Genomic DNA, 21,648 nt, shown 5'->3' with positions numbered 1-21,648 from the left:
CTTAAAGATAAACTTAATAAAATTGTAGAAAATTATAAAAATATTAACCAAGAGAATAAATATGTAAACAATATTTTACTTAAACTAAATGGGTTAGATATGTTAGAAAAAAATATTTATGACTTAAAAAATAAAAGTAAAAAATTGATTTTATATAAAAATATAAATAATGTTTTGCATGAAAATAAAAAACAAATAAATTATAATGAAAAATTAATAAATTATTTGTCCAATATAAATATTATAGAAAGCATAGTACTAAAAATAGATAATTTAAAAAGCAAACTAGGAAATTTACAGAAATTTAAGCTACAGATGAATTATTCTAAAATAGAACTACAAAAGCTACATTTAATAAATGATAACTTAAAAGATATAGATTTAATTAAAAATAAAACTGATATCGTTGAAATTAAAATTAATAAGCTTAAAAGTTTAAATAGTATTAAAAAAAAGGTAGATTCAGTTAGTATAAGATTAAATACAGGTGAATCTTATATAAAAGATTTAAAAGGTTTAGAGGAGATTGATATATTATTGAAAGAGTTAGATAATAAGATAGATAGGAAACATTTGATAGTAGAGCTAGCTACAAGTTTTCATAATTACAAACTAGAAATTGAAAATCAGCAAAAAAGTTTTATTGATGCTAAGAAAAGTATAAATGATAATCTAAAAACTTATGAAGCTTTACTTATGAAAAGTGAGATATGTCCATTTTGTCTAAGTGATATAAATGAAAATAAAATAGAACATATTATTGAACATTATAGTTAGGAGGTATATTTATATGGAATATGAAAAAGAATTAAGTATTCTAAAAGAAAATTTAGAAAAAGCTAAAACATTAAAGTATAAAGCGGAGGCAAGGCTTGAACAATTAAAAAAACAAGAAGAAGATTTAATAAATGAGCTTAAAGAATTAGATGTAAACCCAGAAGATTTAGATCTTGAGATAGAAAAATTAACTAATGAAATAGATGAATTATTCCAAAAGTCTAATGAGCTGTTGCCTAAAGATATTTTAGAAAAGAAGTGATATTATGATAAAAGATATTAATGAATTAGATAGACAAATAGAAAAACTTAAAACCTATACTTCTAGAGAGTTAGGAAAAAGAGAAAAACTTGATGAACAACTTAATCTTTATTTAAAAGATTATAGTTATATAAATTCACAAATTGAACTGTTAGAAAAAGTAGTAATCTTATTTCAAAAAACATCTGAATTTGCTAGAAATCAAGCTAAATCGCAAATTGAAAATCTAGTAACAAAATGCCTTCAATTTATATTTGAATCAAATGTAAAATTTACTATAGAGTTGGAAGATTTAAGAAATAAAGCAAATGCAGAATTTTATGTAGTAGATGAAACAGAACATTTACAAATAAAGACAAAGCCAGAATTATCTAGAGGTGGTGGGGTAGTGGATATTATTTCATTGGCGCTTCGAATCGCATTTTTACAAATACACAAGCCCAGTATACAAGGTCCATTAATATTAGATGAACCAGCTAAACATGTTAGTCAAGAGTTTATAAATAATGTGGGGGAATTTTTAAAACAAACTTCAGAAATGTTTAATAGGCAAATAATAATGATAACTCACGATAACTACTTAGCTTCTTTAAGCGATAGGAGTTATAAAGTTAATTTGATAGATACCGTAAGTATTGTAAAACAAATAGAAGAGTAATTATTGCTTGACATATAATGTTATAAGTAATAAAATAAAGTTGTATAACTATACATGAAATTTATAATTTTCTATGCTAAATTATTTTAAAATCAAAAATTGAGAATGTAGTATGGAACTTGAAAATTTAATACAACAGGAGGTGTTAATTATTGAAGCTTTATTTGGAATTGGCGGAATAATAATTGGACTAGTAATCGGGTATTTTGTAAGGAAAAATATTGGTGAAGGAAAAATAGGTGTAGCAGAAGAACTTTCTAAAAGAATTTTAGAAGATGCTGAAAAAGATGGAGAAGCTCATAAAAAAGAATTATTATTAGAAGCTAAAGATGAAATTCATAAACTTAGAATGGAGTCAGAAAGAGAGACAAGAGAAAGACGAAATGAAATCCAAAAACTTGAAAAAAGAGTCCTAAATAAAGAAGAAAGTTTGGATAAAAGGTCTGAAAACATCGAAAGAAAAGAAGAACAAATTACCAAAAGAAATAAGCAATTAGATGAAAAAGAAGCTTCTATTACCAGTATTTATGATGAGCAAGTCTTGGAATTAGAAAGAATTTCTGGTTTAAGTACTGATGAAGCAAAAGAAATCTTATTTGATGATGTTAAAAAAGAAGTATCGCATGAATCTGCAATAATGATTAAAGAAATTGAAAATGAAGCTAAACAAGAAGCTGAAAAAAGGTCTAAAGAAATTATATCTAGAGCAATACAAAGATATGCGGCGGATCATGTAGCTGAAACAACAGTTACCGTAGTTTCCTTACCAAATGATGAAATGAAAGGTAGAATAATCGGTAGAGAGGGTAGGAATATTAGAACTCTTGAAACATTAACTGGAATTGATTTAATTATAGACGATACTCCAGAAGCTGTAGTTTTATCTGGATTTGATCCAATTAGAAGAGAAATAGCTAGAATAGCTTTAGAAAAGCTTATTGTAGATGGAAGAATACATCCTGCTAGAATTGAAGAAATGGTAGATAAGGCTAAAAAAGAAGTAGATAGTATAATAAAAGAAGCTGGAGAGCAAGCAGCATTTGATACTGGTATTCATGGTCTTCATCCAGAAATAATAAAATTATTAGGAAGACTAAAATATAGAACTAGTTATGGACAAAATGTTTTAAACCATTCTATTGAAGTATCTCATTTAGCTGGCATTATGGCTGCTGAATTAGGTGCTGATGTTAAAATAGCAAGGAGAGCGGGACTTTTACATGATATTGGTAAGGCAGTAGACCATGAAATAGAAGGGCCACATGTAGATATTGGAGTGGACTTAGCAAAGAAATATAGAGAGTCCAAAGAAGTTATTCATGCAATAGCAGCTCATCATGGCGATTTAGAAGCAACTACTGTAGAAGCAATTTTAGTCCAAGCTTCGGATGCTATTTCAGCAGCTAGACCTGGGGCTAGAAGAGAATCTTTAGAGAATTATGTTAGAAGACTAGAAAAGCTAGAAGATATAGCTAATTCTATTGACGGAGTAGAAAAATCTTTTGCGATACAAGCTGGTCGTGAAATAAGAATTATGGTTAAACCTGAAGAAGTTAATGAAGCGAATACTATTCATACTGCAAGAGAAATTGTAAAAAGAATAGAAAGTGAACTTGATTACCCTGGACAAATAAAAGTAAATGTTATTAGAGAAACTAGATCAATTGAATATGCAAAGTAAAATTCTATTTTAAATATAAAGTTATTAATAGTAGATAATAATGAGAATTTTAAAATAAGTGCTATTATAATTGAATGAAATAAGAGTGTAAAATTAATTAATTATAAACCTAGAAGATAAAGTGATATAAAAGAAACCTGCCCCGGGGCAGGTTTCTTTTATATCAAAATTCAAGAAAAAGGTGAAGAAATGAAATTTGATTTACATGTTCATACTAATTATTCCGATGGGAAATTCAAACCTAGTAAAGTGATAGACATAGCTGTTGAAAGGAATTTAAATGGAATAGCTATAACAGATCATGATACAGTCTCAGGTCTTGATGAAGCTATAGAATATAGTAAACAATATAAAAATTTTAAAGTTATACCTGGGATAGAATTAGGATGTGTATATAATGATGAAGAAGTTCATATTCTAGGATATTTTATTGATTATAATTCTAAAGAATTATTAAAAGTTACAGAACAGTTGAGAAAAAATAGAGTTGAAAGAGGAAAAGAAATTATAGATAAATTAAGGGATTTAAATATAGGTATAAGCCAAAATGAAGTTCAAAGTTTAAGCAAAGAAGATTTTATAGGTAGAGTCCATATAGCTAGAGTTCTAGTTAAAAAAAACTATGCTGCTTCTATTGCTGATGCTTTTGAACGTTATTTAAATAAAAATTCTATTGCTTATGTTGCAAGGGAAACTTTGACTATAGAAGAATCTATAAATTTAATAAACTCAACTAATGGAATAGCAGTATTAGCACATCCAGGATTGTTAAAAGAAAAAGAAATAATAATTAATTATTGTATAAAAAATGGTATCCAAGGAATTGAATGTATACATTCAAAACACTCACAGATAGATACTGAAATGTTTAAAAATATAGCAAAAAAAGAGAAATTATTAATAACTGCGGGATCTGACTGCCATGGAGAAATAATAGATAATGATTTACTTTTAGGCAAATTTTATATAGGTAAAGATGAAATGTCACGAATTGAGAGGTTGATATAAATGAATGTATATAAAGGAGAGCGACAAAGACAATTCCCTACTACAATTGGTACAACTACTTTTGTAAAACTTTATATTCTACACCTACTAACCGAAAAACATTATTATGGCAATGAACTAAAAGATGAAATAAGTAAAAGAGTTGATTATAAATGGAGCCCAAGTCCTGGCATGATTTATCCTCTTTTAAGAGAACTTGAATCATCATCATATATTGAAGGTTGGTGGGAAGAGCCTACTAAAAGGTCTATAAGAAGATATAAAATCACAGATTCTGGTATAAAATACTATAATAATATAGTGTTAAAACATAAATCTTCATTTAATGATTCACTTACAATAATTAAGAATGTATTGAAAGATATATATGGAGAAAAATAAATTAAAGTCAATATATAATAGGAGGTATTATAGTTATGAAATTACAATTATCAAATATAGGGCTTAATATAGAACCATCGCTAACATTGGATATTTCCTCTAAGGCAAAGTCTATGAAAGACAAAGGAATAGATGTAATAAACTTTAGTGTGGGTGAACCTGATTTTAATACTCCGGAAAACATTAAATCTAGGGGTATAAAAGCTATACAAGAAAATCTAACTAGATATACAGCTTCTTCTGGAGTAGTAGAATTGAAAAAAGCAATATGTAATAAACTAAAAGAGGATAACAATCTAGATTATAATACCGAAAACATAATAGTATCAAATGGTGCAAAACACTCTATTTATAACGCTTTGATGGCTATACTTAATCCAGGAGATGAAGTTATAATTGGTGTTCCTTACTGGGTAAGTTATCCTGAAATTGTTAAACTTACGGGGGCGATTCCCGTTCTTATAGAAACTAGTGAAGAAAATAAATTTAAATTTACAATTGATGATTTAAATAGGGTTAAAACTTCTAATACAAAGATGATTATATTAAACAGTCCAAATAATCCCACTGGCTGTGTCTACACTAAAGATGAATTAATAAACATTGGAGAATGGGCTGTCAAAAACAACATATTTATACTATCTGATGAAATATATGAAAAATTAACTTATGATAATATAGAACATGTATCTATTGCATCTATAAATCAAGATATTAGAAATTTGACAATAACTATAAATGGCATGTCAAAAGCCTATGCTATGACTGGATGGAGAATAGGATATGCAGCAGCTCATAAAGATATAATAAAAGTAATGGCAGGCATTCAAAGTCATTCCACATCCAATCCTTGCTCTATCTCACAATATGCAAGTATAGAAGCTTTAATAGGAGATCAAGAAAAACTTATAGAGATGAATAAACAATTCATTGAAAGAAGAGATTATATGGTTAATGCTATAAATAATATAGATGGGCTAAGTTGTAAAAAACCAGAAGGAGCATTTTATGTGATGGTAAACTTTTCTAAATTACTTAATAAAAACATATTAGGTGAAACTATTAATTCTTCTTTAGATTTCAGTAATATCTTGTTGGATAAAGCAAAAGTTGCAGTAGTTCCTGGCATTGCATTTGGAAATGATAACTATATTAGATTATCCTATGCTACATCTCTAGATAATATAAAAGAGGGAATTAACAGAATTGAAAATATTATAAAAGGATAATTATAGCTCCATGTAGTTTAGATCGTTTAAACTGCATGGAGCTATATGTTTGTATTGTATCTATATAAATCTATGAACTAAGCAATAAAAACTTGATACAGATGATTTTAGAGACCATTTTATAAGTTTATATGTAAAAAAAATATATGATTGTAAGTTATGGAGATATATATTTAATTAATAAAGTATATATGATTATTTAAAGTATTGAATATATATCTCTTCTATGGTAGTATAATATTAGTCACAAAATTGATATTTTGTGACTAATATTATACTACCATAGAAGAGAGTGATTAATATGACAAAAATACCAATTATTCTTGAGGACTATTTAAATTATATGGAGACAATTAAAGGTACCTCTCCTAACACAATAAAAGAATATTTTTTTGATTTAAGGACATTTTTTAAGTTTTTAAAAATAAGATATAAATTAGTTGACGATAAGATAGAATTAAAAGATATCTTTATTGAAGATATTGATATAGATTTTATAAAAAGAGTTAATATACAAGATTTACATGCTTATATATCTTATATAGATAAAATACGTGATAATGGAAATCTTACTAAATCAAGGAAAGTTGCTTCCCTTAGATCATTCTTTAATTATTTACATTCGAAAGTAAACTTATTAGATATGAACCCAGCTCTTCAACTAGAATCTCCTAAAACCAAATCTAGACTACCAGTATATCTAACTTTGGAACAATCTCATAAACTTTTAGATGAAGCATTGGCTAATAAAAATGAGGAATATGCTAAAAGAGATTATGCTATAATTATGATGTTTCTTAACTGTGGGCTAAGATTATCTGAACTTTCTAGCATAGATATAGATAAAATTAGAAATGATGACACTCTATTAGTTATAGGAAAAGGAAATAAAGAAAGAACTATATTTTTGAATAAAGCTTGTATAGAAGCTATAAATGATTATTTAAAAGTAAGACCCAAAAATCCCAAAGATAAAAAAGCTTTATTTATAAGTAAACAAAAAAATCGTTTAAGTAATAGAGCAATTCAGCATATGATAGATAAATATTTAGAAAAAATAGGATTAGATACCAGTGTATACTCCACTCATAAATTACGACATACAGCTGCTACTTTGATGTATAAGTATGGCAATGTAGACATAAGAGCTTTACAAGAGATTTTAGGGCACGAATCAGTAGCTACAACTCAAATATATACTCATATTGATAATGAAAGATTAAGAGATGCAGTTAAAAGTAATCCTTTAGGAAAGAGAAAAAAATAGTCTATATAGACTATTTTTTTCTTAATGGAACTTTTATAACATCTCCTGGCTTTATGGATAAATTCTCCATTTTATTAACATCTCTTATTTTTGCCACCATATCTCTTACATCTGATTTATCTGGCTTATATTCTAATGCAATATCCCAAACTGTATCTCCTTTAGATATATAAACTTCTTTATATTTTACATTAGATAGAATATACTCTGCTCTACCAAATGATTTAAAAAAAGATAAAGTTGAAAAAATAAAATATACAATAAAAATAATAAATACATAAAATCTAGTTTTATTTACGATTTTATACTTTTTCACATTATTCACCTCGCACAATCGTTCTGAACAATAGTTCTATATATAATATAATATACAAACCTGCGTTCTTTGTCAAGCCTTTTTAATAAAAAAGAACCTTTGTTTGAATTGTTTATATATATGTGTTATAATTAAAATTAATATATGTATTCTAAAAAGTATATAATTACAATCAATAGAAAGAGGTGTATTCGATGTATGAAGATTTATCTCAAAAACAAATAGAAATACTGCTTTATATCAAAGGTGAAATACAACGTCAGGGTTACCCTCCTGCCGTGAGGGAGATATGTAAAGGTGTAGAATTAAAATCTACTTCAACAGTTCATGGTCATTTAGAAAAATTAGAATCCAAAGGTTATATCAGGAAAGATCCAACAAAACCAAGAGCTATAGAAATACTAGATAAAAATGATGATTTTTTATTAACTAAAAAAAGAACTGTAGATATTCCCATCATAGGAAAAGTAACCGCTGGAGCCCCCATACTTGCAGTAGAAAATATTGAAGATACTTATCCTGTTCCTTTAGAATTAGTAGAAGGACGTGATGTTTTCATGTTAAAAGTAAATGGTGAAAGCATGATAGATGCTGGAATCTTAGATGGAGACTTGGTACTTATTCAGGAGCAGTCAACAGCTAAGAATGGAGATATTATAGTTGCTTTATTAGAAGATGAAGCTACAATAAAACGTTTTTTTAAAGAAAAAGATACTATTAGACTCCAACCTGAAAACCAATTCATGGAACCTATCTATTCCAAAGATGTTAAAGTTTTGGGTAAAGCCATAGGACTCTTTAGAAGGATATAAGATTTAAAATACTATTAAAATAAAAACATAGACTACTTATAAGTAGTCTATGTTTTTTATAATTTAATTAAATTATCACTATATAAATTATTTAAGGACATGTATACTCCCAACTTACAATGTTCATAAGTAAGTCCCCCTTGATAATAAGCAAAATATGGTTCTCTCATTGGCCCATCAGCGCTTAGTTCAATAGAAGAACCTTCTATAAATCCCCCTGCAGCCATTATAACTTTATTTTCATATCCTGGCATATCCCAAGGCTCTGGGCTTATATAAGAATCTACTGCAGAAGCTGCTTGTATACCTTTACAAAACGCTACTACTCTATCTCCATTTAAAAATTCTACTGCTTGTATTATATCACTTCTTTTATCATCTAAATCTGGTACAATTCTAAATCCTAAACTTTTATATACAACACCAACTAAAAGAGCCCCTTTAACAGCCTCTGATACTATATGAGGTGCTAAAAACAAACCTTGAAGAGTAGTTCTAGTAGTTCCAAATGTAAGTCCGGCATCTTTACCAAGCCCGGGAGCGGTGCTTCTATTTGCTATAAGTTCTATTAGATTTTTTTTACCTACTATATAACCACCCGATAAAGCTAATCCTCCTCCAGGATTTTTGATTAAAGAACCAGCCATTATATCTGCACCTACTTCTGTAGGTTCTTTTGTATCTAAAAACTCACCATAACAATTATCTACCATAATAATAACATCTTTATTAAAAGATTTAATCTTAGATATGGCTTCTCCTATTTCTGTAATAGTTAAAGCTCTTCTGTCACTGTATCCTGTAGAGCGTTGAATCATAATTATCTTAGTCGTTTCATCTATCGTCTCTATTACTTTGTCTATATCTATCTTATTATCTATAAGGTCTATTTCTTTATAATTAATTCCAAATTCTAGTAAATTTCCTTTTTCATTGCCACTTATACCTATTACTGTTTGAAGAGTGTCATAAGGAGTGCCTGTAATAGATAAAAGACTATCTCCTGGTCTTAATATACCTGACAACGTAAGAGTAAGTGCATGTGTTCCTGATGAAATTGTAGGTCTTACTAAAGCATCTTCGGTGTTAAATATGTTGGCATATATTTCTTCTACCTTTTCTCTTCCAACATCCCCATAACCATACCCCGTAGTCCAATAAAAATCAGGAGAACTAAGTTTGCTCTCTTGCATAGCCCTTATCACCTTATATTGATTAAACTCTTTAATTTCATTTATAGAAGAGAATTTATCTTTTATAAGTTTTTCTTTATCTAATACGTATTCTACGATTTCACTTTTAATACCAAATCTATTGCTTAAAAATTTCTTAATTTGTACTTGCACATTTATTCACCTTTCTTTTGTCAAAATTAAATTTCTAATGTTATTTCATCATTAGGAATTATAGTAGAAATAGCATGTTTATAAATAAGCTGTTGCTTTTCTTCGCTATTTAAAATAATAGTATAATTATCAAAACCTCTTACCATACCTTTTATTTGATAACCATTCATAAGAAATATAGTAATTTTTATATTGTTTTTTCTAGCTATATTTAAAAATGTATCTTGTAAATTAACTGATTGTTTCATCTTTATTTACCTCCAATAAATTAATTTATATTTTCTAATATATAGTTTTGAGTGAAATTCTTCAGTAAGTTAAAATCTTCAAACTCATCTACATTTATCCATTTAATCCTACTGTCCCTTCTAAACCATGTAAGCTGTCTTTTAGCATAATTTCTACTCTTTTGTTTGATGAGATCTATTGACTCTTCTAATGTTAATCTTCCATCCAAATACAGGATTATCTCTTTATATCCAATCCCTTGTAGTGCTACAGAATTAGGATCGTATCCAATATTTAAAAGTAATTTTACTTCTTCAACAAGTCCTTGTTCTATCATAATATCTACTCGTTTATTTATTCTATCATATAGCTTGAGCCTATCCATATTTAAACCTATAATAACTAAATTATAATCTTTATTTTCTTTACGAAAATCTTTGTTGTAATCAGACATTGTTTTCCCAGTTAAATCATATATTTCTAAAGCTCTTATAATTCTTTTTTTATCATTCACACTGATTCTTTCTGAACTTACAAAATCTACATCCTCTAATAATTTATGAAGGTACTTTAGACCCTCTTCATTTGCTAAGTTCTCATATTTATCTCTAATGATTGGATCAAAAGCTACTTCCGTAAAATTTAAATCATATACTAAAGAATTAATATAAAGTCCTGTTCCCCCTACTATTATCGGCAATTTTTTGCGTTGGTTTATTTCAGTTATTATTTTTTTACACTTTGATTTAAAATCAGAGACAGTAAAATCTTCATTAGGATATATCAAGTCTACTAAATGATGTGGTACATTACCCATTTCTAAAGGTGATATTTTAGCAGTACCAATATCCATATATTTATATATTTGCATTGAATCTGCAGATATTATTTCACCATTTAAACTTTTAGCTAATTCTAAAGATAAATTTGTTTTACCAATACCAGTAGGACCAGTTATAACACATAGTTTTTCTTTCATCTTATTCATCCTTTTATAAAATTCGTAGAAACTGTTTTTCTATATCCTTTTTACTTAGTTCTATAAGAGTAGGTCTTCCATGAGGGCATGTATATGGATTGTTACATTTTTTCAAATCCTCAAATAGGGTCATTATTTCTAAATTATCTATCTTATCTCCACTTTTAATAGCATTAGTACAAGATATCTTCATTATCTTTTCTATTTTTGTTTCATAATTATTTTTTATGTTTTTAGACAAACCATCTAATATATCTAAAAATAAATCTTTAATTTTAGGTTCTCCAAATATCATAGGTACCCCTCTAAGAGCTATACTATTATCACCAAATTCATCTAAAATAAAACCTAATTTTTCAAATAAATCTTTATTTTCATTAACCATATCTAGTTCTTGATTTGTAAGCTGGAGGACTTCAGGATATAAAAGACCTTGGGTTATAATTTTTTCATTTTCATATTCTCTCCTGTATTTTTCATACATTATTCTTTCGTGAGCAGCATGCTGATCTATAAAAAAAAGTTTATTTTCATTTTTACTTTCAGCTAATATATAAGTATTAAAAACCCTACCTATTGGTTTTATATCCAATAAAATATCTTCAATTTTTTGTTCAACTACAACTTCATCTTTATATAAACTTTTATTTGAAGATATGTTTAAGTATTTCTTATTATAATTTGAAAGTTTTTCTTTTTCATCAACAACAGAAAACACTTCTTTTTTTCCTGTATAATTGTCTAAAGTATAGGTATCTAATGCTAAATCCTTTACAATTATATTTATATCTTTTTCATCTTTTTTATCTTCAATTTTATCAGTATAATCTAGTGAATCAAATAGTTCGGGAAGTGGATTTTTATCTTCACCTTTATTGTTAAAAGGTTTCATTTCAGGCACCACTACAGAAGGCATAAGCTTTTCTCTTATTATGTTAGTGATATTATTATATATATACTCTGAATTAACAAATTTAACTTCTTGTTTAGTAGGGTGAATATTTATATCAACTTCATTTGGGCTTAATTCTATATTTAATATAAATACTGGTAACCGATTTAAAGGAATTAATGATTTATATTGTTTTTCTATAATTTTAGATAAATTTAAATTTGAAATATATCTTCCGTTTATATAGAGATATTGATGATTTCTATTAGCTCTATAAAGATTATTGTTTGATATAAATCCACTTATTTTTAAATCATTTACTAAATAGTTAATAGGAATTAGATTTTTATGATAGTCTTTTCCAAGTACACTATAAATAGTATTTAATAAAGTGTTATTTTGAGGAGTTTTTAATATAATATTTCCATCTTTTATAAATTTAAAGGATACTTTAGAATTACCTAATGCTAATTTATTTATAATTTCGCTTATATGATTTGATTCAATATTAGAACTCTTTAAAAATTTTTGTCTAACGGGAAGATTATAAAAGATATTTCTTACTATTATAGTAGTTCCCTTAGGACATCCTATAGAGTTGCTTTCTACTACATGTCCATTCTTAACAAAAGCTTGTATGCCTATATCTGAGTTTTTTGTCTTGCTTAATACTTCTACATCTGAAACACTAGAAATACTAGCCAGAGCTTCTCCTCTAAATCCCAAGGATAATACATTGTATATATCTTCTACCGTTTGAAGTTTTGAAGTTGAATGCCTTTTAAAAGCTAATTCTATATCTTCTTTATTCATGCCTTCTCCATTGTCTGTAACTCTTATATATGACTTACCACCATCTTGAATTTCTATTATTATATTATCGCTACCAGCATCTATAGAATTTTCTATAAGCTCTTTTACTATTGAAGATGGTCTTTCAATGACTTCTCCGGCTGCGATTTGTTGAATAGTAGATTCATCTAATATTTTAATTTTACTCATTTTAATTCTCCTCTAAAGTTTTAGCCTCTTTAATTAATTTACTCAATATATTTAATGATTCTAGTGGAGTTAATTCATTTATATTTATATTTCTAATTTCATTTATATAATATTCCTTTTTATAATCCATTAAATCTAATTGCTTTTTTTCTTGTTTAGATTCACTTAAAACTCTAGTAATATTGATTTCGTGTGACATCTCTATCGTATTAAGAATTTCATTAGCTTTATCTATTATATCTTTATCAACACCAGCAAGTCTTGCTACTTGAATTCCATAACTCTTATTTGTACTTCCTTTTATTATCTTTCTTAAAAATATTATTTCTTCACCATTTTCTTTTGCTGACATGGTAAGATTTTTTATTTTACTAAACTTATCTTGAAGTTGAGTTAATTCATGATAATGAGTAGCAAATAAAGTTTTAGCATTTATATTATTAGTAATATGCTCTACTACCGCCCAAGCTATACTAAGCCCATCATAGGTACTAGTGCCTCTACCAACTTCATCTAATATTATTAGACTATTTTCTGTAGCATTTTTTATGATATTAGATACTTCATTCATCTCTACCATAAAAGTACTATCTCCCTTAGAAAGGTTATCTGCAGCTCCAATTCTTGTAAAAATCCTATCTACTATAGATATATTTGCTTCCATTGCTGGTACAAAACAACCTATTTGAGCCATCAAGATTATGATAGCTACTTGTCGCATATAGGTAGATTTACCAGCCATATTAGGCCCTGTAATTATATGAACCATATCCTTATCTTTATCTAAATAGGTATCATTAGGTATAAATAGATTGCCTTCTATTAAAGATTCTACTACTGGATGTCGTCCATCTTTGATATTAATATACCCTTTATTGTTTAATTTAGGTCTAGTATAATTATTTTCGTAAGAGATTTTACTCAAAGAGGTTGCTACATCAATTAAAGAAACTACTTTACTAGATGTTTGTATCCTAGGAATTTCGTTTTTTATCTTTTCTCTAATTGCTTGAAATATTTTATATTCTAATTTCAAAGACTCATCTTTAGCATTAAGAATTGTTTCTTCCATTTCTTTTAATTCTTCAGTAAAATATCTTTCAGCATTTTTTAAAGTTTGTTTTCTTATAAAATAATCTGGGACTTGAGAGATGTTAGATTTAGTAATCTCAAAATAATATCCAGATACTTTGTTATAACCTATTTTCAAGTTTTTAATACTCGTTTTCTGTTTCTCTTTTGCTTCTAAATTAGCTAGCCATTCTTTTCCTTTAACATTTGCTTCTCTAACTCTATCTAAATTTGCATCAAATCCAGCTTTAATTAGATCTCCTTCTTTTATTGCAATAGGAGGGTTATCTTTAATAGATTTATTTATAAGAATAAATATATCATTTAAATCATCCAATTTTTCACCTATTCTCACTAGATTATCATCACCAGTATCTACCAATATCTCTTTTAATAAAGGTAGTATCTCTAAAGAATTTTTTAAAGCTATAAGATCTCTACCATTGCAACTACCATTAGAAATTTTACCCGAGAGTCTTTCTAAATCATAAACTTGTTTTAATAATTCTCTAAGTTTTTCTAGGATTGGTATATTTTCAAAAAAATATTGTACCATATCAAGTCTTTTATTAATTTCTACTATACTTAATAATGGTTCTTCTAACCATTTTTTAAGTAATCTTCCTCCCATTGAAGTATTTGTTTTATCTAATATATAAATTAAAGCACCCTTTTTTTGCCTAGAAAGTATTGTCTCGTGAATTTCTAAATTAATCCTAGTATTTATATCTAATATCATATAATCTTTAGCTTCATAAAAAAACAAATTATTTATATGGTTTAAAGCATGCTTTTGAGTTTCATTTAGATAATCTATAAGTTTAGCAGTAGAAATTATAGAATATATTCTTTTTTCTATAGTTAAATTATCTAATGATTTATTAAATAGTTTAGTTATCAAGCTTTTTAAATCTTCATATTCAATATTTGTATCCTTATAAATGTTAAAAAACGGATTTAAATTATTTTTAATTATTTTAATATATTTATTGTTTGAAAATAGATTTTCATTACAAATTATTTCAGAAGGTGAAATTTTACCAAGTTCATCTATAATAAATTTATAACATTTCTCTTCATCTCTGTTTAAAAATTCAGTAGTATACATCTCTCCCGTTGAATTGTCAACATAACTTAATCCAACCCCAGTATTATCAATAAATATAGATGCTAAAAAATTATTAGTCTTTTCATCTAGTATATTAGTATCAGTAATAGTTCCAGGTGTTACTACTCTCACTACATCTCTTTTTACTATCCCTTTTGCTACAGAAGGATCTTCTAACTGTTCACATATAGCAACTTTATACCCTTTTTCTACAAGTCTTCCTATATAAACTTCAGCAACATGATGTGGAACTCCGCACATAGGAGCCTTTTCATTCATTCCGCAATCCCTTTGTGTTAAAGTAATCTCTAATTCTCTTGACGCTGTCAGAGCATCTTCAAAAAACATCTCGTAAAAATCTCCAAGTCTAAAAAAAAGTATAGAATCAGGATGTTTTTCTTTCACTTCCATATATTGTTTCATCATGGGTGTTAATTCTTTCAAAATGTAACCTCCATTGCTATTTAAATTACTGTTCCTTCTAAAGTAAAAGTATTAACATTATCAACCTTAACATTTACTATATTCCCTATTAACCTCTTACTACCCTTAAAGTGTACAAGTTTACCACTTGAAGTTCTACCACTTAATGTATCTTCATGATTTTTACTAATCTCTTCTACTAAAACTGAAACTTCTTTGTTTAGCAGACTTTCATTTTCTTTTAATCCTATTTCATGTAGTACATCCAATAGTTTTTGGAATCTATTATGTTTTATTTTATCAGGAATTTGATCTTCCATTTTAGCTGCAGGTGTTCCCTCTCGAATTGAATAAAGAAAAGTATATGCTGAATCAAATTTTACTTTTTTAACAAGATTTAAAGTTTCTTCAAAATCCTCTTCCTTCTCTCCAGGAAAACCTACTATTATATCTGTAGTAATACTTATATCTGGATTTATCTTTCTTATCTTGTCAATAACATTTAAATAATCTTCTTTCGTATATTTTCTATTCATAAGGTTTAAAACTTTATTGCTACCAGATTGAACTGGCAAATGAAGATGATTGCATAATTTATCTAATTTTCCATAAGAATCTATAAGTTCATCAGAAATATCTTTAGGATGTGATGTCATAAATCTAATTCTTTCTATTCCATCTATTTGATTTATATCTCTTAATAAATCTGGAAAGCTATATTTTTTCTCTAATGTTTTGCCATAAGAATTAACATTTTGTCCTAAAAGAGTAACTTCTTTACATCCATTATCTGCCAATCCTTTTATTTCCTCTAATATATTTTGAGGAGCTCTACTTACTTCTCTACCTCTTGTAAAAGGAACTATACAATAAGTACAAAAATTATTACACCCATGCATTATATTTACAAAAGCCTTAAAATCATATTTTCTATTAGCATCTATATTTTCATTTATTTGTTTAGTATCCTCTACTATATCTATAATGGTTTTACCAGTATTCAAATGAGTATTTACAAGCTCAGGAAGCTTGTGAATATTATTAGTTCCAAATATGATATCAACCTGTCTATATTTAGAAGTTATTATATCAACTACCTCTTGCCTTTGCATCATACAACCACATACGGCTAAAATTAAATCTGGATTTTTCCTTTTTTCTTGTTTTAATTCACCTAATTTTCCAAACACTTTATCTTCAGCTGATTTCCTTACGGCACATGTATTATATATTATTAAATCACATTCTTTTATATCATCTGTTAGTACATACCCCATTGCCTCTAATATCCAAGAAATCTTTTCTGAGTCATGCTCATTCATTTGACAACCATAGGTTTGTACAATATATTTTTTTATTTTATCTGTATTATTATTATTATTTTGTTTCATTTTTTTCCTCCTACTTCTCTTTATCTAATCTATTATATCAAACCTTTAACCATATTAAAAGACCAGAAGAGTATTCTGGTCTTTTAATATGGTTTTATTTATTTAATTAATAATAAAATTCATATTTTATTATATGGGCTATTTACTCTAATCTAATTAATAGTTGACCTGCTTCAATTCTATCTCCTTCTTTAACACTAATAGATTTTATAACCCCTTCAACAGAAGATGTGATTTGAGTTTCCATTTTCATCGCTTCAATTACAGCCACTAATTGATTTTTTTCTACATTATCTCCAGCTTTTATCAAAATCTTAGCGACAGTACCAGGTATACTTGAACCTATATCTTTCTTATCATCCAGATCTGCCATTTGAATTTCTATACTCGTGTTTACTACATTACTTGCTTTATCCAGTACTTTTATCGATCTTCTACTATCATTTACTTCAAAGTAAAGTGTTCTATATCCTTTATCGTCTATCCTGCCTATTTCAACTAACTTTATTACAAGTATTTTTCCATCTTCTATTTCTACTTCTCCTATTTCTCCCTCTCTTAGTCCATGGAAAAATATATCACTTTTCATTCTAGTTAGATCTCCATGTTCTTCTTTATATTTTAGGTAATCTTCAAATACCTTTGGATATAAAGCATATGAAAGTACATCTTTCATATCTGATTTTATATTATATTTTTCATCTAGATATTTAGATATCTTTGAAAGGTCTTCATCTTCTAACAGTTCTCCTGCTCTACAAGTAATAGGTTCTTTGCCTTTTAAAACTAGCTTTTGAAGTTTTTCCGGGAATCCTCCTGTAGGTTGACCCATCATTCCCATAAAATATGAATCTACACTATCTGGGAAAGCCATATCTTTTGCTTTTTCATATATATTCTCTTTATTTAAATCATTTTGAACCATAAATATAGCTAAGTCTCCTACTACCTTAGACGTAGGAGTTACCTTTATGATATCACCTAACATCTCATTTACTGTTTTATACATTTCTTTTACTTCACCAAATCTGTGTCCTAATCCAAAACTTTCAACTTGAGGTTTTAAATTTGAGTACTGTCCTCCAGGTATTTCATATTTATATATTTCTGCTGTTCCAGATTTAAGCTCTGATTCAAATTCAGAATATATCGGTCTTATATCACTCCAATAATCTGAAATAAGTTGAAGATTATCTAAATCAAGACCAGTACTTCTATCTGTATGTTCAAGAGCTGCTACAACAGAGTTTAAAGCAGGTTGGCTTGTAAGCCCTGACATACTGTTAAATGCAGCATCTACTATGTCTACGCCTGCAAGAGTAGCCATTAAAACTGTCGCTATCCCATTTCCACTTGTATCGTGAGTATGAAGGTGAATTGGAATCTTTATTTCTTTTTTTAATTCATTTATTAATTTATAAGCTGCTTCTGGTTTTAATAAAGAAGACATATCTTTTATACCTAATATATGTGCCCCAGTTTTTTCTAATTCTTTAGCAGTCTCAATATAATAATCTAATGTATATTTGGTCTTATTTTTATCCAATATATCCCCAGTATAACAAATACAAGTTTCTGCTACTTTCCCTGTTTTTAAAACTTCATCTATAGCTACTTTCATTCCTTCAAGATAGTTTAATGAATCAAATATCCTAAATATATCTATTCCACTCTTAGCTGATTGTTGTACAAATTCTCTAACTACATTATCCGGATAATTTTTATATCCAACTGCGTTTGATCCTCTAATTAACATTTGAAATAATATATTAGGTATTTTTTTTCTAAGAATTTCTAAACGTTCCCATGGAGATTCATTTAAAAATCTATAAGCTACATCAAATGTTGCCCCACCCCACATTTCAAGTGAGAAGATATCATTTCCCATTACGGAAATAGCTTTTGAAATATCAAACATATCAGTAGTTCTCATTCTAGTTGCCATAAGTGATTGGTGAGCATCCCTAAGAGTAGTATCAGTAATTAAAAGTCCTTTTTTATCTTTTATCCATTTAATAAGACCTTCTGGACCATTCTCATCTAATATCTGCTTTGTTCCTCTTTGTTGTGCAGGTCTTTCTACCGTTGGGATTCTTGGTAAATCAAATTCTGGTTTATTGCCTTTAGTTTTGTTAATTACCTTTTCTCCAATGTAATTTAAGACTTTAAGTTCAATATCTTTTTTTGCAGTTATATCAAATAATTCTTCATTGGAGGTGATAAAGCCGGTATTACATTGCCCATTGAGAAAATCAGGATGATTTAGCACATTTATAAGAAATGGTAGATTGGTTTTAACCCCTCTTATTTTCATCTCTTTTAAGGCTCTAGCAACTTTTCTAGATGCATCATCAAATGTCCTTGCCCATGAAGTAACTTTTACTAAAAGGCTATCGTAATAAGGGCTTATAGTTCCACCAGTAAATCCATTTCCGCCATCTAATCTAATTCCAAATCCTGAGCTTGTTCTATAGATATCTATATTACCTGTATCAGGAGCAAAATTGTTTTGAGGATCTTCTGTAGTTACTCTACATTGAATAGAATATCCATTAACTCTTATATCATCTTGACTTTTAATACCAATTTGTTCTGAATCCAATCTATATCCTTCAGCAATAAGAATTTGCGTTTGAACAATATCTATTCCTGTAACCATTTCTGTTACAGTATGTTCTACTTGTATTCTTGGATTTACTTCTATAAAGAAATGGTTTCCATGTTTATCTAATAAAAATTCTACAGTTCCTGCATTCATATAATTGACTGCTTTTACTATCTTAACCGCGTCATCACATATGTTTTTTCTCTGTTCATCTGTAATTGAAAAGGCCGGAGTATACTCTATTACCTTTTGATGTCTTCTTTGTATTGAACAATCCCTTTCAAATAGATGCACTATATTTCCATATTTATCTCCAAGTATTTGAACTTCAATGTGCTTTGGTTCTTCAATGTATTTCTCTATAAAAACATCTTCTATCCCAAATGCCTTTTTCGCCTCATTTTTAGCACTATAATATTCTCTTATTAAATCTTCTTCTTGTCTTACTATTCTCATTCCACGACCACCACCACCAGCGGCAGCTTTCAACATAATTGGGTATCCGCTAAAAGCAGCAAATTCTTTTGCTTCTGCTTCACTAGTTACGGATCTATCTATACCTGGTATTATGTTTACCCCTACACTACTTGCTACTTTCTTAGATTTTATTTTGTCCCCTAATTTTTCCATCATCTCAGGAGTAGGACCTATTAACTCTATTCCAACCTCCCTACATTTCCTTCCAAGTTCAGGATTTTCAGATAAGAATCCATACCCAGGATGTATAGCATCTACACCCTTTTTAAGTGCTATTTTGATTATCTCCTCTATACTTAAATAAGCCTCAAGGGGACCTTTATTTTTACCTATTAGATAGGATTCATCTGCTTTTGTACGAAACAGGGAACTTTTATCTTCTTCTGAATAAATAGCTACCGTTCTTATACCAAGTTCACTGCAAGCTCTAAATATTCTTATTGCAATTTCACCTCTATTTGCAACCAATATCTTTTTAAATTTATTTATCATAGTTACACCTCCGAAAATATATGCTATATTACACACTAATTCATCAAAGTATTCCTTATATTGTATATTTAATTAATGATACTGTAAACTCTTTTTTAAAATTTTTTTATTAAATCAAGAGTTTTCTTGTTTGTTTTTTAATATTAAAATATTTTATATTTTATCTAATCTAATATTTGTATAAATTGACTAATTTAGTAATCATTTGAAATTCCTCCTTATAAAATTTTAAAAAAAAGAAACACCTAATAAAATTAGATATTTAAAGATATAAAATATAAACCTATTCTTATCTTAGATAATAATTAAATAAATAGGTTCCTAATAAAATCAATCATTATAATGGTAATATTAAATTTATTTAACATAGTTCTATAAATATAATATTATATGTATATCTTTATAAACAAATTTTTTATAGTATTTTAAAGACTTACAATTTCTGTTTATATATCCTAATTATAATGTTTATATTACCATAAAAACAATGAAGATTTTTATCGAATTTTCATAATTTTAGCACAATACATTGCATTTGTCAACTTATAAATTATAAACTTATTAAAATATACATTATTATCTTAATAAATATTAAGATATATATCAAAAAAGAGCCAATAAAGGCTCTTTTTTATTATTATTTAACTTTAGTCCCAAATATTTTTTTAAAAATACTTTGCTCCTTATATCTTATAAGTTCTTCTTTTAATTTATTATTTTCGTTTATTTGTTCTTGATATTTCATCTTAAGTTTAGCATTTTCGCAAATCAAAACATCTCTTTCTTTTAAATTTATTTCATTTCTAAGTAAAATAATTTCTTCTTTTAAGTCAGATATTAAATCAGATGTATCTTGATTTTCTAGATAAAGATATTCTTCTAACCGTTCAAAAAATCTATCTTCTAAAACCTCAGAAATCTTTATAGCTATTTCTGAAGGAACTAATGTGTTATCCTCTTCTTTAACTATCTCTATTGAATTATCTTCATGATTCATAATAGTTTCAGGAGAATTTATTATTAGTTTTATTTGTTTGTTGCCAAAGCCTTTATCTTTCAACCCTTTAATATATTGAATAAGTTCAATTTCTTTATAAGTATAGTATCTATGATTAGAGTCTTTTCTTGGTATTTCTATTTCAAATTCTTTTTCATAATATCTTAAAACATGAGGAGCATATCCTGTAATATCTGAAGCTTCAGATATTGTATATTCTATATTGTGATCTAACATAATTTACCC

18 protein-coding genes are annotated in these 21,648 nt (G+C 27.5%); 9 read left to right on the top strand and 9 right to left on the bottom strand.

The genetic code is table 11. The features are described 5' to 3' along the window. From TICRE_RS00530 to TICRE_RS00495, 8 genes are all read left to right on the top strand, one after another. On the top strand, positions 1–777 hold a 777-nt coding region (locus tag TICRE_RS00530; protein ID WP_233120108.1), incomplete at its 5' end, for a hypothetical protein. A gap of 13 nt (positions 778–790) precedes the next feature. Beyond that, entirely contained in the window at positions 791–1,039 is a 249-nt protein-coding gene (locus TICRE_RS00525; protein WP_075724078.1) for a hypothetical protein, read from the top strand. Positions 1,040–1,043: 4 nt separating this feature from the next. Continuing rightward, positions 1,044–1,697, top strand: a complete 654-nt coding sequence (locus tag TICRE_RS00520) for an AAA family ATPase (RefSeq protein ID WP_075724077.1) — start codon at positions 1,044–1,046, stop codon at positions 1,695–1,697. 112 nt (positions 1,698–1,809) lie between these two features. Then, positions 1,810–3,378, top strand: a complete 1,569-nt coding sequence (gene rny / locus TICRE_RS00515) for a ribonuclease Y (RefSeq protein WP_075724076.1) — start codon at positions 1,810–1,812, stop codon at positions 3,376–3,378. A gap of 189 nt (positions 3,379–3,567) precedes the next feature. Then, positions 3,568–4,386, top strand: a complete 819-nt coding sequence (locus TICRE_RS00510; RefSeq protein WP_075724075.1) for a PHP domain-containing protein — start codon at positions 3,568–3,570, stop codon at positions 4,384–4,386. Continuing rightward, positions 4,387–4,767: a PadR family transcriptional regulator gene (locus TICRE_RS00505; RefSeq protein ID WP_075724074.1), complete on the top strand. Its 381-nt coding sequence runs from the start codon at positions 4,387–4,389 to the stop codon at positions 4,765–4,767. Positions 4,768–4,802: 35 nt separating this feature from the next. Then, on the top strand, positions 4,803–5,996 hold the full coding sequence (locus TICRE_RS00500; RefSeq protein ID WP_075724073.1) for a pyridoxal phosphate-dependent aminotransferase: 1,194 nt from the start codon (positions 4,803–4,805) through the stop codon (positions 5,994–5,996). A 301-nt stretch (positions 5,997–6,297) separates the two neighbouring features. Next, entirely contained in the window at positions 6,298–7,263 is a 966-nt protein-coding gene (locus TICRE_RS00495; RefSeq protein ID WP_075724072.1) for a tyrosine recombinase XerC, read from the top strand. A 10-nt stretch (positions 7,264–7,273) separates the two neighbouring features. Here TICRE_RS00495 and TICRE_RS00490 read toward each other — a convergent pair whose 3' ends face one another. Continuing rightward, positions 7,274–7,579 carry a LysM peptidoglycan-binding domain-containing protein gene (locus TICRE_RS00490; RefSeq protein ID WP_075724071.1) on the bottom strand — a complete coding sequence of 102 codons (306 nt, stop codon included), beginning with the start codon at positions 7,577–7,579 and terminating at the stop codon, positions 7,274–7,276. Between the two features lie 194 nt (positions 7,580–7,773). Here TICRE_RS00490 and lexA point away from each other — a divergent pair, with 194 nt between their 5' ends. Then, positions 7,774–8,391, top strand: a complete 618-nt coding sequence (lexA, locus tag TICRE_RS00485) for a transcriptional repressor LexA (RefSeq protein WP_075724070.1) — start codon at positions 7,774–7,776, stop codon at positions 8,389–8,391. A gap of 56 nt (positions 8,392–8,447) precedes the next feature. Here the strand turns inward: lexA and TICRE_RS00480 are convergent, their stop codons facing one another. The 8 genes from TICRE_RS00480 to TICRE_RS00445 form a co-directional block, all read right to left on the bottom strand. Beyond that, positions 8,448–9,737: a methionine gamma-lyase family protein gene (locus TICRE_RS00480; protein WP_075724069.1), complete on the bottom strand. Its 1,290-nt coding sequence runs from the start codon at positions 9,735–9,737 to the stop codon at positions 8,448–8,450. A 26-nt stretch (positions 9,738–9,763) separates the two neighbouring features. Then, positions 9,764–9,985, bottom strand: a complete 222-nt coding sequence (gene hfq, locus TICRE_RS00475) for an RNA chaperone Hfq (protein WP_075724068.1) — start codon at positions 9,983–9,985, stop codon at positions 9,764–9,766. 20 nt (positions 9,986–10,005) lie between these two features. Then, positions 10,006–10,944 carry a tRNA (adenosine(37)-N6)-dimethylallyltransferase MiaA gene (gene miaA, locus TICRE_RS00470; RefSeq protein ID WP_075724067.1) on the bottom strand — a complete coding sequence of 313 codons (939 nt, stop codon included), beginning with the start codon at positions 10,942–10,944 and terminating at the stop codon, positions 10,006–10,008. Positions 10,945–10,957: 13 nt separating this feature from the next. Further along, positions 10,958–12,838, bottom strand: coding sequence for a DNA mismatch repair endonuclease MutL (mutL, locus tag TICRE_RS00465; RefSeq protein ID WP_075724066.1), 1,881 nt, complete (start codon positions 12,836–12,838; stop codon positions 10,958–10,960). Position 12,839: 1 nt separating this feature from the next. Beyond that, positions 12,840–15,461 (bottom strand): DNA mismatch repair protein MutS, encoded by a 2,622-nt coding sequence (gene mutS, locus TICRE_RS00460; RefSeq protein WP_198927439.1) that lies wholly within the window; start codon positions 15,459–15,461, stop codon positions 12,840–12,842. A gap of 20 nt (positions 15,462–15,481) precedes the next feature. Beyond that, entirely contained in the window at positions 15,482–16,831 is a 1,350-nt protein-coding gene (miaB, locus tag TICRE_RS00455) for a tRNA (N6-isopentenyl adenosine(37)-C2)-methylthiotransferase MiaB (RefSeq protein ID WP_075724065.1), read from the bottom strand. A gap of 142 nt (positions 16,832–16,973) precedes the next feature. After that, complete coding sequence (locus tag TICRE_RS00450; protein WP_198927441.1) at positions 16,974–20,402, bottom strand: pyruvate carboxylase; 3,429 nt, start codon at positions 20,400–20,402, stop codon at positions 16,974–16,976. 640 nt (positions 20,403–21,042) lie between these two features. Then, positions 21,043–21,639 (bottom strand): MerR family transcriptional regulator, encoded by a 597-nt coding sequence (locus TICRE_RS00445; RefSeq protein ID WP_075724063.1) that lies wholly within the window; start codon positions 21,637–21,639, stop codon positions 21,043–21,045. Between the last annotated feature and the right edge of the window lie 9 nt (positions 21,640–21,648).

Source organism: Tissierella creatinophila DSM 6911 (genome assembly GCF_001940565.1).
In the GTDB taxonomy this organism is placed as follows: Bacteria; Bacillota; Clostridia; order Tissierellales; family Tissierellaceae; genus Tissierella_A; species Tissierella_A creatinophila.
The sequence above is the reverse complement of the archived record's forward strand: the minus strand, read 5'-3'. Positions and strand labels throughout refer to the sequence as shown.